This is a genomic window from Buttiauxella brennerae ATCC 51605, assembly GCF_001654925.1.
Taxonomy (GTDB): Bacteria; Pseudomonadota; Gammaproteobacteria; order Enterobacterales; family Enterobacteriaceae; genus Buttiauxella; species Buttiauxella brennerae.
This window is the reverse complement of sequence record NZ_LXER01000032.1, coordinates 220,471-235,097: the sequence shown is the minus strand read 5'-3', so window position 1 is coordinate 235,097 and position 14,627 is coordinate 220,471. Positions and strand designations below refer to the sequence as shown.

Here is a 14,627-nt window from a genome sequence, read left to right as displayed (position 1 = left end):
TCACAACAAAAATGGGGATCTCAGGATGAAAATGAAGGGCAAAGCGTTATTGGCTGGTTGTATTGCACTTGCGATGAGCAACGCGGCATTTGCTAAGGACATCAAAGTAGCGGTAGTTGGGGCGATGTCTGGCCCGGTTGCACAGTATGGCGACCAGGAATTTACCGGTGCAGAACAAGCGGTTGCTGACATTAATGCCAAAGGCGGCATCAAAGGCGACAAACTGGTTATCACCAAATACGACGATGCTTGTGACCCGAAACAAGCGGTAGCGGTAGCTAACAAAGTGGTTAACGACGGCATCAAATATGTTATCGGCCACCTGTGTTCTTCTTCCACACAGCCTGCGTCTGACATCTACGAAGACGAAGGTATTCTGATGATCACACCAGCGGCAACGGCACCTGAGCTGACCGCGCGTGGTTACAAACTGACAATGCGTACCACCGGCCTGGACTCCGATCAGGGCCCAACGGCGGCAAAATACATCCTTGAGCATGTAAAACCGAAAAACATCGCGGTGATTCATGACAAGCAGCAGTATGGCGAAGGTCTGGCACGCTCTGTTCAGGACAGCCTGAAAAAAGCGGGCGCTAACGTGGTGTTCTTTGACGGTATCACCGCAGGCGAGAAAGATTTCTCCACGCTGGTGGCTCGCCTGAAGAAAGAGAACATCGACTTCGTTTATTACGGTGGCTACCACCCGGAAATGGGCCAGATCCTGCGTCAGTCTCGTGCAGCAGGCCTGAAAACTCAGTTCATGGGTCCAGAAGGTGTGGCGAACGTTTCGCTGTCTAACATCGCGGGTGAATCTGCCGAAGGCTTGTTAGTCACCAAACCTAAGAACTACGACCAGGTTCCTGCTAACAAACCGGTTGTAGATGCGATTAAAGCGAAGAAACAAGATCCAAGTGGCGCATTCGTATGGACCACATACGCAGCGCTGCAATCTCTGGCTGCGGGCCTGAACAAGTCAGAAGATCCGGCTGAAATCGCGACGTACCTGAAAGGCGCAACGGTTGATACCGTAATGGGTCCGTTGAGCTGGGATCAGAAGGGTGACCTGAAAGGGTTCGAGTTTGGTGTGTTTACCTGGCATGCGAACGGTACTGCTACCGACGCCAAATAATTTATCGGGCACCTTTCGCGCCGCAGATGCGTTGGCTGCGTTGTTCAACCCCGGTCACTTACTGGAGTAAGCTCCCGGGGATTTCACAACTTGCCGCCTTCCTGCAACGCGAAATGCTTCGATAAATGGGGAAGTGATAACCAAACAGTTATTACTTCTTCCAGCCACCACTCTGAACGTTAAACCCTACCGCCTGCATAAATGCCGTCATAACATCCCGGTCTTCCACGCCAACATCGCTCATCCACCATCCGGTAACGTCAGGATTATCACGAATCACTTCTTCTACCAGGTACTGCCCCACGCCACGGCGACGGGTGATTTCGCGTACCCGTAGCGAATCCAGTGCGGCTTCACTGCCTGCAAGCGTGACGCGAACCGCACCGAGCAGGCGGTCATTAAATTTTGCAGCATAAATTCTGTGCGTATCAGTCAGAGCAAGCGAAGCGCTGGAGTATTCCGGCCAGATCTTAGCAAGATCAATCTCATCCTGAGCACTACACTCAAACAGACGAATGATGGTGAGTTTCATAAGCGAGCTAACCAAAAAGCGGGAAAACCCCGAGTGTAACCAATTTATTTGCGCCAGACGCTTTATCTTTTATCTGCCATATACCAGACGATTAATTTTTGCCTCAAACATATGCCAGTTCGATAAATGGCAGATTGAAAAATGGTCAGTATAAAACCCTAAAACATAGTGATTTATTCCGCTCTTTGTATCGCTATTTTATGCTGAAAAACGTGCTTTTTTTTGTTTAACTATGAGCAAATACAGAATAATATCTTTGCTTAATAGCCTGAAAAATAGAGAGTTTAGCTTTAAAAATTGTAAATTTTAGCGCTAAGCCCTTAAAGGCACTCATAAAAATGGTTAAAGGCTAAAAAACACATAGTGCGTTTTTTGGTCACTATAAAACCACATAATCACGAATAGGAATTGGATCTATGAAAATGAACGCGAAGACATTACTCGCTGGAGTTATTGCACTGGCGGTGTCTCACGCGGCAACCGCAGCAGACATCAAAGTTGCGGTTGTTGGTGCAATGTCTGGTCCGGTTGCGCAGTGGGGCGATATGGAATTCAATGGCGCGCGCCAGGCAATTAAAGACATCAACGCTAAAGGCGGCATCAAAGGCGACAAACTTGTTGCGGTTGAATACGACGATGCTTGTGACCCGAAACAAGCGGTAGCGGTTGCCAACAAAATCGTCAACGACGGTGTGCGTTACGTTATCGGCCACCTCTGCTCCTCTTCCACTCAGCCTGCGTCTGATATCTACGAAGACGAAGGCATCCTGATGATAACCCCTGGTGCAACTAACCCAGAGCTGACTGCCCGTGGTTACAAAATGATTATGCGTACCGCAGGCCTGGATTCTTCCCAGGGTCCAACGGCGTCTAAATACATTCTCGACACTGTGAAACCGAAGCGCATCGCGGTCATTCATGACAAACAGCAATATGGCGAAGGCCTGGCGCGTTCTGTACAAGACGGCTTGAAAAAAGGCGGCGCGAACATCGTCTTCTTCGACGGTATCACTGCGGGCGATAAAGACTTCTCTACGCTGGTTGCGCGTCTGCAAAAAGAAAACATCGACTTCGTTTATTACGGTGGTTACTACCCAGAAATGGGTCAGATTCTGCGTCAGGCACGTGCTGTTGGCCTGAAAACCCAGTTCATGGGCCCAGAAGGCGTGGGTAACGCATCACTGTCTAACATCGCGGGTGCTGCAGGCGAAGGCATGTTAGTGACTATGCCAAAACGCTATGACCAGGACCCAGCGAACAAAGCTATTGTTGATGAGCTGAAAACCGAGAAGAAAGATCCAAGTGGTCCGTACGTATGGATTACTTACGCAGCAGTGCAATCTCTGGCTACAGCACTTGAGCGTACCGGCAGTGAAGAACCTGCTGATTTAATTAAAGACTTAAAAGCAAACGGTGCGAAAACCGTGATTGGGCCGCTGAACTGGGATGAGAAAGGCGATCTGAAGGGATTTGATTTTGGTGTCTTCCAGTGGCATGCCGACGGTTCGTCTTCCGTAGCTAAATAGATCGGCAAATCTGGGTCATCCCACCTCCCCGGCGGCTATGCGTTGGGGAGGAATAAATAAGGTTATTGTATGTCCGAGCAGTTCCTCTATTTCCTGCAACAGATGTTTAACGGCGTCACGCTGGGCAGTACTTACGCGTTGATAGCCATCGGTTACACCATGGTTTACGGCATTATCGGCATGATCAACTTCGCCCATGGCGAGGTGTATATGATCGGCAGCTACGTCTCGTTTATGATCATCGCAGCGCTGATGATGATGGGCATTGATGTGGGCTGGATGCTGGTGGGTGCAGGTTTTATTGGTGCTATTGTCATCGCCAGTGCCTACGGCTGGAGCATCGAGCGCGTTGCTTACAAACCGGTGCGTAACTCTAAGCGTCTGATTGCACTGATCTCTGCTATCGGGATGTCTATCTTCCTGCAAAACTACGTCAGCCTGACTGAAGGTTCACGTGATATTGCGCTGCCAAGCCTGTTTAACGGCCAGTGGGTCGTTGGTGCCAGCGACAACTTCACCGCAACCATTACCACCATGCAACTGGTGATTTGGGTGGTGACGTTCCTTGCGATGCTCGCGCTGACGCTGTTTATTCGCTACTCCCGCATGGGCCGTGCGTGCCGCGCGTGTGCAGAAGATTTGAAAATGGCGAGCCTGCTCGGAATTAACACCGACCGCGTTATCTCCCTGACCTTCGTGATTGGCGCTGCCATGGCGGCGGTAGCGGGTGTTCTGCTCGGCCAGTTCTATGGCGTTATCAACCCATACATCGGCTTTATGGCCGGGATGAAAGCCTTCACCGCAGCGGTTCTTGGCGGTATCGGCAGTATTCCTGGTGCGATGATTGGTGGCCTGATTTTAGGTGTTGCAGAAGCGCTGACCTCCGCGTATCTGAGCACTGAATATAAAGATGTTGTCTCCTTTGCGCTGCTTATCGTGGTTCTGCTGGTTATGCCTACCGGTATCTTGGGTCGCCCGGAGGTAGAAAAAGTATGAAACCGATGCATGTTGTTTTGGCGCTGCTTTCGGCGGCCATATTTTTCGTGCTGGCGGGCGTCTTTATGGGCGTTCAACTGAGTCTCGATGGCACTAAGCTTGTAGTCCACAGCGCGGAAACAGTGCGCTGGGAATGGGTGTTGATTGGTACGGCGATTGTCTTCGTCTTCCAGTTACTGCGCCCTGCATTCCAGAAAGGCATGAAAAAAGTCTCCGGGCCGAAGTTTGTGCTGCCTGCGTTAGATGGTTCTACGCCGAAACAAAAACTGTTCCTGGCGGCACTGTTGGTGCTCGCGGTTGCGTGGCCGTTTGTGGTGTCACGCGGTACTGTGGATATCGCCACGCTGACCATGATTTATATCATTCTCGGTCTTGGCCTGAACGTGGTTGTCGGTTTGTCTGGCTTACTGGTTCTGGGCTACGGCGGTTTTTATGCCATCGGCGCTTATACCTTTGCGCTGCTCAACCACTACTACGGTTTAGGGTTCTGGACATGCTTGCCAATCGCCGGCCTGGTGTCTGCGGCGGCAGGTTTCCTGCTCGGCTTCCCGGTGTTACGTTTACGGGGCGACTACCTTGCGATTGTGACGCTCGGCTTTGGTGAAATCGTCCGCATCCTGCTGCTCAACAACACCGAAATTACCGGTGGCCCGAACGGTATCAGCCAGATCCCAAAACCTACGCTATTCGGTCTGGAATTCAGCCGCAGCACGCGTGAAGGCGGTTGGGACACCTTCAGCAACTTCTTTAACGTCGCATACAACCCCGGCGACAGGATTATCTTCCTGTACCTCGTTGCGCTTTTGCTGGTTGTACTGTCGCTGTTTGTGATTAACCGCCTGCTGCGTATGCCGCTGGGCCGTGCGTGGGAAGCGTTGCGTGAAGATGAAATCGCTTGTCGTTCGCTGGGTCTGAACCCGACGCGCATCAAGTTGACCGCATTCACTATTAGCGCAGCCTTTGCAGGCTTTGCCGGTACGCTGTTTGCTGCACGCCAGGGCTTTGTTAGCCCGGAATCCTTCACCTTTGCCGAATCTGCATTCGTGCTGGCGATTGTGGTACTGGGCGGTATGGGCTCGCAATTTGCCGTTATCCTCGCCGCCGTGCTGCTGGTGGTGTCGCGTGAACTGATGCGTGATCTGAACGAATACAGCATGTTGGTACTTGGTGGCTTGATGGTGCTGATGATGATTTGGCGTCCACAAGGCTTGCTGCCAATGTCGCGTCCGCAATTGAAGCTTAAAAAAGAGCAAGTGGAACAAGTGAAAGGAGAGCAGGCATGAGTCAGCCATTGTTATCCGTAAACGGCTTGATGATGCGTTTTGGCGGCCTGCTCGCCGTAAACAATGTTTCTCTGGAACTGCATCCACAAGAAATTGTTTCGTTAATCGGCCCGAACGGTGCCGGTAAAACCACAGTGTTTAACTGCCTGACCGGCTTTTACAAGCCATCAGGCGGTACGATTCTGTTGCGTGATCAGCACCTTGAAGGGCTGCCGGGTCAGCAAATTGCACGTATGGGCGTGGTGCGTACTTTCCAGCACGTGCGTCTGTTCCGTGAAATGACCGTGATTGAAAACTTGCTGGTTGCTCAGCATATGCAGCTGAAAACCGGTGTGTTCTCTGGCCTGCTGAAAACGCCAGCCTTCCGCCGCTCACAGAGCGAAGCGCTGGACCGCGCTGCAACCTGGCTTGATCGTATTGGTCTGCTTGAGCAGGCTAACCGTCAGGCGAGCAACCTGGCGTATGGCGATCAACGCCGCCTTGAGATTGCGCGCTGCATGGTGACTCAGCCAGAAATTCTGATGCTTGATGAACCCGCCGCTGGCCTTAACCCGAAAGAAACGCATGAACTCGATGAGTTAATCATGGAGCTGCGTAACCATCACAACACCACCGTGCTGTTAATCGAGCACGATATGAAACTGGTGATGGGCATTTCTGACAGGATTTACGTGGTAAACCAGGGGACGCCGCTTGCAAACGGCACGCCGGAGCAAATCCGTAATAACCCTGACGTAATCCGCGCCTATTTAGGCGAAGCATAAGAATGGGCGAGGCATAAGATGGAAAATATCATGTTGTCATTTGACCATGTGAGCGCCCACTACGGAAAAATCCAGGCGCTTCATGAGGTCAGTCTGCATATTAAACAGGGCGAAATTGTTACCCTGATTGGCGCGAACGGCGCGGGAAAAACAACGCTGCTCGGCACATTGTGTGGTGATCCGCGCGCTTCCAGCGGCAAAATTACTTTTGATGGCAAAGACATTACCGACTGGCATACCGCGCGCATCATGCGTGAAGCCGTGGCGATCGTGCCTGAAGGCCGCCGCGTGTTTTCTCGCATGACTGTAGAGGAAAACCTGGCGATGGGCGGCTTCTTTGCGGAACGCGACCAGTATCATGAACGCATCCAACGCGTTTACGAACTGTTCCCGCGCCTGCTGGAGCGCCGTATTCAGCGTGCGGGCACTATGTCCGGTGGTGAGCAGCAAATGCTGGCGATTGGCCGTGCATTGATGAGCCAGCCGCGTCTGTTGCTGTTAGATGAACCATCGCTCGGTCTTGCGCCAATTATCATCCAGCAGATTTTCGACACTATCGAACAACTGCGCAGCGAAGGCATGACCATCTTCCTGGTCGAGCAGAACGCCAACCAGGCGTTGAAACTCGCTGATCGCGGCTACGTGCTGGAAAACGGCCACGTGGTGCTGGAAGACACCGGTGATGCGCTTCTGGCTAACGAAGCGGTACGTAGCGCCTACCTCGGCGGCTAGTTTATCGCTTCAAACCTAAGGAGCCTTTTGGCTCCTTTTTTTATGACATTTTGCCTCCAGTCATAATTCCTTCACTTCATCGTAACGATCCTGTCACCTCACGGTTATTTTTCTGTCATTCGCGCATGTCATGTTTTGATGCGAACAAAAACGCGTATTTTCGCGCAACTTATTCAACTCAAAATAATTCGAGAGATAAGACATGACTGCATCGTTACGACACACCGCAATTTGCCTTGCGCTAGGATGCGTATTTAGCAGCAGCGCTATCGCCGCCACCTCCATTCCGTTCTGGCATTCAATGGAAGGCGAACTGGGCAAAGAAGTTGATTCACTGGCTCAACGCTTTAACCAGACGCATCCAGACTACAAAATTGTCCCGGTTTATAAAGGCAACTACGAACAAAACCTGGCGGCAGGGATCGCTGCTTTCCGTTCGGGCAATGCGCCCGCTATTTTGCAGGTTTATGAAGTGGGTACGGCGACCATGATGGCCTCGAAAGCGATCAAGCCGGTGTATGAAGTGTTTAACGATGCAGGCATTAAGTTCGACGAATCCCAGTTTGTGCCAACGGTTTCCGGGTACTACACCGATGCGAAAACCGGGCATCTGCTTTCCCAGCCTTTCAACAGCTCAACGCCAGTGCTGTATTACAACAAAGATGCCTTTAAGAAAGCTGGCCTCAACCCGGACCAGCCGCCAAAAACCTGGCAGGACCTGGCTGAATACACCGCAAAACTTAAAGCGGCGGGTATGAAATGTGGTTACGCCAGCGGCTGGCAAGGCTGGATTCAAATTGAAAACTTCAGCGCGTGGAACGGCTTGCCGGTTGCGACCAAAAACAACGGTTTTGATGCTACTGACGCCGTGCTGGAATTCAATAAACCAGAGCAGGTGAAACACATCGCTCTGCTGGAAGAGCTGAATAAGAAAGGTGATTTTAGCTACTTTGGCCGTAAAGATGAGTCCACCGAGAAGTTCTACAACGGTGATTGCGCGATCACGACCGCCTCTTCTGGTTCACTGGCTGACATCCGCCATTACGCCAAATTCAACTACGGCGTGGGCATGATGCCTTACGACTCAACCATTCCAAACGCGCCGCAGAACGCCATTATCGGTGGGGCAAGTTTGTGGGTAATGCAGGGTAAAGACGCTGCGACTTACAAAGGTGTTGCTGAGTTTATGCAGTTCCTCGCCCAGCCAGAAATCGCCGCCGAATGGCACCAGAAAACAGGTTACTTGCCGATCACCAAAGCGGCTTATGACCTGACGCGTGAACAAGGGTTCTACGAGAAAAATCCAGGTGCGGATATCGCCACTCGCCAGATGATGAACAAGCCGCCATTGCCGTTCACCAAAGGGCTGCGTCTGGGCAACATGCCACAGATTCGTACCATTGTGGATGAAGAGCTGGAGTCGGTGTGGACCGGTAAAAAAACACCACAGCAGGCGCTGGATTCAGCGGTTGAGCGTGGGAATCAGCTGCTGCGCCGTTTCGAGCAGTCGACGAAGTCTTAAGTTTTGTTGGTGTCGGATGGCGCTTCGCTAATCCGACCTACGAAAGCCGTTGTAGGGTGGATTAGCGCATGCGACATCCACCATTAATCTCTATAAGAGCCACACTATGTCATCTTCTCGTCCGGTGTTCCGTTCAGGCTGGCTGCCGTATGCCCTTGTCCTGCCGCAACTGGTTATCACCATTATCTTTTTCATTTGGCCTGCGGGCGAAGCGTTGTGGTACTCCCTCCAGAATGTTGATCCCTTTGGGCTTTCGAGTACTTTTGTCGGGCTGGATAACTTCAAACAACTTTTCCACGACAGCTACTATCTCGACTCTTTCTACACCACCTTAATTTTCAGTGGATTAGTGGCGGGCAGTGGCCTGCTGGTATCACTGTTTTTTGCCGCTCTCACGGATTACGTGATTCGTGGTAGCCGCATTTACCAAACGCTGATGTTGCTGCCATATGCGGTGGCTCCGGCCATTGCCGCCGTATTGTGGATCTTCTTGTTTAACCCTGGGCGCGGCTTGCTGACTCATGTGCTTGAGCAGTTTGGTTACCACTGGAACCACGCGCAAAACAGCGGCCAGGCGATGTTCCTCGTGGTGTTTGCTTCGGTCTGGAAGCAAATCAGCTACAACTTCCTGTTCTTCTTCGCGGCGTTACAGTCGATCCCACGTTCATTAATCGAAGCAGCTTCCATCGACGGAGCAGGCCCGGTGCGCCGCTTCTTTAAGTTGTCGCTGCCGCTGATTGCCCCGGTCAGTTTCTTCCTGCTGGTGGTGAACCTGGTCTATGCGTTTTTCGACACCTTTCCGGTTATCGACGCCGCAACAGGCGGTGGGCCAGTGCAGGCGACCACCACGCTTATCTACAAAATTTATCGCGAAGGTTTTGCCGGACTCGATCTCTCCGCGTCGGCCGCGCAATCAGTGGTGTTAATGCTGCTGGTGATCATCCTGACCGTAGTTCAGTTTCGCTTTGTGGAACGTAAGGTGCGCTACCAATGATTGAGAACCGCCGTGGGCTGACGATTTTCAGCCACACCATGCTGATTCTGGGCATCATAGTGATTCTGTTCCCGCTGTACGTCGCATTTGTGGCGGCAACGCTTGATAACGAAGCCGTTTTTCAGACGCCAATGACGCTGATTCCAGGCACGCATCTGCTGGAAAACATGGGCTATATCTGGACGCATGGCGTCGGTGCCAATAGTGCGCCATTTGGCCTGATGCTGCTGAACAGTTTTGTCATGGCGATGGTGATTACTGTCGGCAAAATCACGGTTTCCATGCTCTCCGCTTTCGCTATTGTCTGGTTTCGCTTTCCGCTGCGTAACTTGTTCTTCTGGATGATTTTTATCACTCTGATGCTGCCGGTCGAAGTGCGCATTTTTCCAACGGTAGAAGTCATCGCCAATCTCAAAATGCTCGACAGCTACACCGGCCTGACGCTGCCGTTAATGGCATCAGCGACGGCGACCTTTTTATTCCGCCAGTTCTTTATGACGCTGCCTGACGAGCTTATGGAAGCGGCGCGTATCGACGGTGCATCGCCGATGCGTTTCTTCTGCGACATCGTGCTGCCGCTCTCGAAAACCAACCTCGCGGCGCTGTTCGTCATCACCTTTATCTACGGCTGGAACCAGTATCTGTGGCCGTTGCTGATTATCAGCGACGTTAACCTCGGCACCGCTGTGGCAGGTATCAAAGGGATGATGTCGTCTGGCGAAGGCTCTACACAGTGGAACCAGGTGATGGCGGCGATGCTGCTGACGCTGATTCCCCCGGTAATTATTGTTTTAGCCATGCAACGCGCGTTTGTGCGTGGCTTAGTAGATAGTGAGAAATAACCCATGGCAGGACTGAAGTTACAGGCAGTAAGCAAAAGCTGGGATAACAAAAATCAGGTGATTCAACCGTTAACGCTGGATGTGGCAGACGGCGAATTTATCGTGATGGTTGGCCCGTCAGGCTGCGGCAAATCAACATTGCTGCGTATGGTCGCCGGCCTTGAGCGCGTGACCAGTGGTGATATCTGGATTGATCGCCAGCGCGTCACCGAGATGGAACCCAAAGAGCGCGGCATCGCGATGGTGTTCCAGAACTACGCACTTTATCCACATATGAGCGTGGAAGAAAATATGGCGTGGGGGCTGAAAATCCGTGGCATGGGCAAAGCGCATATTCAGCAGAAAGTGGCAGAAGCGGCACGTATTCTGGAACTCGATGGTTTACTGAAACGCCGCCCGCGTGAGCTTTCGGGCGGGCAACGCCAACGCGTGGCGATGGGGCGGGCGATTGTGCGCGATCCGGCGGTCTTCCTGTTTGATGAACCATTATCAAACCTCGACGCTAAACTGAGGGTGCAAATGCGCCTCGAATTACAACAACTGCATCGCCGCCTGAAAACCACCAGTCTGTACGTGACACACGATCAGGTTGAAGCGATGACACTGGCGCAGCGTGTGATGGTGATGAACAAAGGTGTCGCCGAGCAAATCGGCACGCCAGTTGAAGTCTACGAACGCCCGGCAAGCCGCTTTGTGGCAAGTTTTATCGGCTCACCCGCCATGAACTTGCTGGAAGGGAATATCAGTGCTGACGGCTCGCGTTTTGAGCTGGCAGGCGGCATGGCGTTGCCACTGGGAAACGCGGCAAATCTGCAACGAGGCCGCGCTGTTACCCTGGGTATCCGCCCGGAACATATTGCGCTAAGCTCACAAACCGCAGGCGGCGTGCCGTTTATGGTGGACACGCTGGAGATGCTCGGCGCAGATAATTTAGTGCATGGGCGTTGGGGCGAGCAAAAAATGGTGGTGCGCCTGTCACACCAGGAACGTCCTCAGCCTGGCAGCACGCTTTGGCTGCATCTGCCTGAAAAAAATCTGCATTTCTTTGATAAAGAAAATGGACAACGTTTATGAGTAACTGGCCATACCCAAAAGTCGCGGCCCATCGTGGCGGCGGAAAACTGGCACCGGAAAACACGCTGGCAGCCATTGATGTTGGTGCGCGCTACGGCCACACCATGATTGAGTTTGATGCCAAACTTTCACAAGACGGGCAAATCTTCTTGCTGCATGACGACACGCTTGAGCGCACCAGTAATGGCTGGGGAATTGCGGGTGATTTGCCGTGGGATAAATTACTGAATGTCGATGCCGGAAGCTGGTTTAGCGGTGAGTTTAAAGGCGAGCCATTGCCACTGCTTTCGCAGGTTGCCGCACGTTGTAAACAGCACGGCATGATGGCAAACATCGAAATCAAGCCGTCGACCGATACCGATGCGCAAACCGGGAAAGTTATTGCTCTGGCAGCCATTGAATTATGGCAGGGGCAAACCGCACCGTTGCTGTCTTCGTTTTCTATCGAAGCGCTGGAAGCCGCACAACATGCTGTCCCGGAACTACCACGCGGGTTGTTACTCGATGAATGGCGTGATGACTGGCGGGAACTGACCACCCGACTTGGCTGCGTTTCCATTCACTTGAACCATAAACTGCTTGATGAATCTCGTGTGAATGAGCTTAAAGCGGCGGGACTGCATATTCTGGTTTATACGGTGAATGTTCCCCAACGAGCAGCAACGCTGCTGCGCTGGGGAGTTGATACCATTTGTACCGACCGTATTGACCAGATTGGCGCTGATTTTACGGCCCAATAGTTTTCAGCGGAATACTCGGCTGCAATGGCGCCGAGTGATTACTTTGGTTAAGCATGCTGCCATTGCTTTTCGGTTGCAGCATGTGATCCTGACTGCTTGTGCTGCTACTTCCACTCAACATCCCGCCGTTGTTATTTGGCAACACCTGCTGCGTTCCGACATCCAACTCATTCGGCAACGTTTTCTTCACCTTGAAGACGTTCTGCTGCGAATTATTGTTTATCTGCGATTCCAGATGCTGCTGTTGCACTTGCGTTTGCATTTGTAACTGCTGATTCAACATCCCTTTTTGTTGTATCTGCTGCGTCTGCATTTGCTGCTGCATCCGCTGCTGACTGGGGATCTGGTAACCCGGTTGGTTTGGGTTATTCATGGTATTAATCGGCTGTGCCAGACAGGTCAATGGCAGCCAAGCCGCCAGGAGCAATATTTTTTTCATCTTCACTTCCTCCATTTGGGGGATCTACTAAGTTTAATCGTTTTCCATAGTTACGAAGATTATTTAGGAGTTTTAGACCAGGCTTTATGGGCTATTGACTCTAGAACCCGTCGTCTTTCACGTTGCAGATGCGTTCGCTTACCGCCTTCTTGCACCATGAAATCCATAGGGTTTTATAAATACATGGAGAAAACAACGATGAAGCAGTGGAAAAATATTCGTTTAGAAATTCTGCGCTGGATGACCGTTCCCGCGCTGATGATAGGGCTGTGCCTCTCTGTTAGTGCTGCTCCTCCTCCGGTTGCAGCACCTGTTTCCTACGGTGTGGAAGCGGATATATTTCACCCGGTACGTGCTGAAAATGGCATGGTGGCCTCGCAAGATTCGCTCGCGACACAAGTGGGTGTCGATATCCTTAAACAAGGTGGCAACGCAGTAGATGCCGCCGTTGCCGTTGGTTTTGCGCTGGCGGTCACCCATCCACAGGCGGGTAATATCGGCGGCGGTGGCTTTATGATGCTGCGTACCAAAGACGGTAAAACCACCGCCATTGATTTCCGTGAAATGGCGCCAGAAAAAGCCTCACGCGATATGTTCCTTGATGCGCAGGGCAATGCTGACAGCAAAAAATCCCTCACTTCTCATCTGGCTTCTGGCACACCAGGCACCGTGGCTGGCTTCTCCATGGCGCTGGAAAAATACGGTACTTTGCCGCTCAACAAAGTTATCCAGCCTGCAATCAAACTGGCGCAGGACGGCTTCACGGTGAACGACGCATTAGCTGAAGACCTGAAAGTCTATGGCGCGGAAGTGATCCCGAATCACCTAAACAGCAAAGCTATTTTCTGGAAAGCGGATGGCGAACCGCTGCAAAAGGGCGACAAACTGGTGCAGACGAACCTCGCCAAAAGCCTGGAGATGATTGCCGAAAATGGCCCTGATGCCTTCTATAAAGGGGCCATTGCCGACCAGATTGCTGATGAAATGGCAAAAAATGGGGGGTTAATTAGCAAGGCCGATCTGGCGAATTACAAGGCTGTCGAGCGTGCGCCAATCAGCGGTGACTACCGTGGCTACCAGATTTTCTCCATGCCGCCGCCATCGTCTGGCGGTATTCACATCGTGGAAATCCTTAATATTCTGGAAAACTTCGATCTCGGCAAATACGGTTTCGGCAGTGCCGATGCGATGCAACTCACCGCAGAAGCGGAAAAGTATGCTTATGCCGATCGCTCGGAATACCTCGGCGACCCGGATTTTGTGAAAGTGCCGTGGCAGGCGCTGACCAACAAAGCCTACGCCAAATCGCTGGCGGAGCAGATAGACATCAACAAGGCCCGCCCGTCGAGTGAAATTAAGCCTGGCAAACTCGCGCCATATGAAAGTAACCAGACCACGCATTTCTCGGTGGTGGATAAAGATGGCAACGCCGTGGCGGTGACTTACACGCTTAACACTGTGTTCGGCACCGGCATTGTGGCAGGCAACACCGGCATTTTGATGAACAACCAAATGGATGACTTCTCAGCTAAACCGGGTGTTCCTAACGTCTACGGACTGGTCGGTGGCGATGCTAACGCCGTTGGGCCGCATAAACGCCCGCTGTCGTCGATGTCGCCAACTATTGTGGTGAAAGACGGCAAAACCTGGCTGGTCACCGGTAGCCCTGGCGGCAGCCGAATTATCACAACTGTGCTGCAAATGGTGATGAATACTATTGATTATGGGATGAACGTCGCTGAAGCAACCAATGCGCCGCGCTTCCATCATCAGTGGTTGCCAGACGAGTTGCGCGTTGAAAAAGGCTTTAGCCCGGACACGTTAAAACTGCTGAAGGATAAGGGGCAGAACGTGAAGGTGAAAGAGGTGATGGGCAGTACGCAAAGCATTATGGTCGCGCCAGATGGCACGTTGTACGGTGCATCTGACCCGCGTTCAGTGGATGATTTGACGGCAGGTTATTAATTTTCCCCCTCACCCTAACCCTCTCCCTGGGGGAGAGGGGACTGCTTGGTTTTCTCCCTCTCCCTCAGGGAGAGGGCCGGGGTGAGGGC

General features: G+C 52.1%; 14 protein-coding genes. 12 read left to right on the top strand and 2 right to left on the bottom strand.

Annotation, left to right across the window (positions count from 1 at the left end; all coding sequences use genetic code 11):
• The first annotated feature begins 25 nt into the window (after window positions 1-25).
• Window positions 26-1,129 carry a branched-chain amino acid ABC transporter substrate-binding protein gene (locus M975_RS18290; protein ID WP_157093409.1) on the top strand — a complete coding sequence of 368 codons (1,104 nt, stop codon included), beginning with the start codon at window positions 26-28 and terminating at the stop codon, window positions 1,127-1,129.
• Between the two features lie 151 nt (window positions 1,130-1,280).
• Here the strand turns inward: M975_RS18290 and panM are convergent, their stop codons facing one another.
• Window positions 1,281-1,661: an aspartate 1-decarboxylase autocleavage activator PanM gene (gene panM, locus M975_RS18285; protein ID WP_064561310.1), complete on the bottom strand. Its 381-nt coding sequence runs from the start codon at window positions 1,659-1,661 to the stop codon at window positions 1,281-1,283.
• 416 nt (window positions 1,662-2,077) lie between these two features.
• On the opposite strand from panM, the gene livK reads away from it, so the two are divergent.
• From livK to ugpQ, 10 genes are all read left to right on the top strand, one after another.
• Window positions 2,078-3,187, top strand: coding sequence for a high-affinity branched-chain amino acid ABC transporter substrate-binding protein LivK (gene livK / locus M975_RS18280; RefSeq protein WP_064561309.1), 1,110 nt, complete (start codon window positions 2,078-2,080; stop codon window positions 3,185-3,187).
• A 69-nt stretch (window positions 3,188-3,256) separates the two neighbouring features.
• Window positions 3,257-4,183 (top strand): high-affinity branched-chain amino acid ABC transporter permease LivH, encoded by a 927-nt coding sequence (livH, locus tag M975_RS18275; protein ID WP_064514637.1) that lies wholly within the window; start codon window positions 3,257-3,259, stop codon window positions 4,181-4,183.
• Window positions 4,180-5,466 (top strand): high-affinity branched-chain amino acid ABC transporter permease LivM, encoded by a 1,287-nt coding sequence (locus M975_RS18270; protein ID WP_064514635.1) that lies wholly within the window; start codon window positions 4,180-4,182, stop codon window positions 5,464-5,466. The genes livH and M975_RS18270 overlap by 4 nt, the downstream gene beginning before the upstream one ends.
• The gene (gene livG / locus M975_RS18265; RefSeq protein ID WP_034460506.1) at window positions 5,463-6,230 is read left to right on the top strand and encodes a high-affinity branched-chain amino acid ABC transporter ATP-binding protein LivG; all 768 of its coding nucleotides are present in this window, start codon (window positions 5,463-5,465) and stop codon (window positions 6,228-6,230) included. The genes M975_RS18270 and livG overlap by 4 nt, the downstream gene beginning before the upstream one ends.
• 18 nt (window positions 6,231-6,248) lie before the next feature.
• A complete protein-coding gene (gene livF, locus M975_RS18260; RefSeq protein ID WP_034499522.1) occupies window positions 6,249-6,962 on the top strand; it encodes a high-affinity branched-chain amino acid ABC transporter ATP-binding protein LivF in 714 nt (237 codons plus the stop codon).
• A gap of 202 nt (window positions 6,963-7,164) precedes the next feature.
• On the top strand, window positions 7,165-8,484 hold the full coding sequence (ugpB, locus tag M975_RS18255) for a sn-glycerol-3-phosphate ABC transporter substrate-binding protein UgpB (protein ID WP_064561308.1): 1,320 nt from the start codon (window positions 7,165-7,167) through the stop codon (window positions 8,482-8,484).
• Between the two features lie 106 nt (window positions 8,485-8,590).
• Entirely contained in the window at window positions 8,591-9,478 is an 888-nt protein-coding gene (gene ugpA / locus M975_RS18250) for a sn-glycerol-3-phosphate ABC transporter permease UgpA (protein WP_064561307.1), read from the top strand.
• Window positions 9,475-10,320, top strand: coding sequence for a sn-glycerol-3-phosphate ABC transporter permease UgpE (gene ugpE / locus M975_RS18245; RefSeq protein WP_064561306.1), 846 nt, complete (start codon window positions 9,475-9,477; stop codon window positions 10,318-10,320). The genes ugpA and ugpE overlap by 4 nt, the downstream gene beginning before the upstream one ends.
• A gap of 3 nt (window positions 10,321-10,323) precedes the next feature.
• Window positions 10,324-11,394: a sn-glycerol-3-phosphate import ATP-binding protein UgpC gene (locus M975_RS18240; RefSeq protein ID WP_064561305.1), complete on the top strand. Its 1,071-nt coding sequence runs from the start codon at window positions 10,324-10,326 to the stop codon at window positions 11,392-11,394.
• Window positions 11,391-12,134, top strand: coding sequence for a glycerophosphodiester phosphodiesterase (gene ugpQ, locus M975_RS18235; protein WP_064561304.1), 744 nt, complete (start codon window positions 11,391-11,393; stop codon window positions 12,132-12,134). Before M975_RS18240 ends, ugpQ begins: the two co-directional genes overlap by 4 nt.
• Here the strand turns inward: ugpQ and M975_RS18230 are convergent.
• Complete coding sequence (locus M975_RS18230; RefSeq protein ID WP_064561303.1) at window positions 12,121-12,573, bottom strand: DUF2756 family protein; 453 nt, start codon at window positions 12,571-12,573, stop codon at window positions 12,121-12,123. The two genes, ugpQ and M975_RS18230, sit on opposite strands and share 14 nt — an antisense overlap.
• A 198-nt stretch (window positions 12,574-12,771) precedes the next feature.
• On the opposite strand from M975_RS18230, the gene ggt reads away from it, so the two are divergent.
• Complete coding sequence (gene ggt / locus M975_RS18225) at window positions 12,772-14,538, top strand: gamma-glutamyltransferase (RefSeq protein WP_064561302.1); 1,767 nt, start codon at window positions 12,772-12,774, stop codon at window positions 14,536-14,538.
• Window positions 14,539-14,627 lie beyond the last annotated feature (89 nt).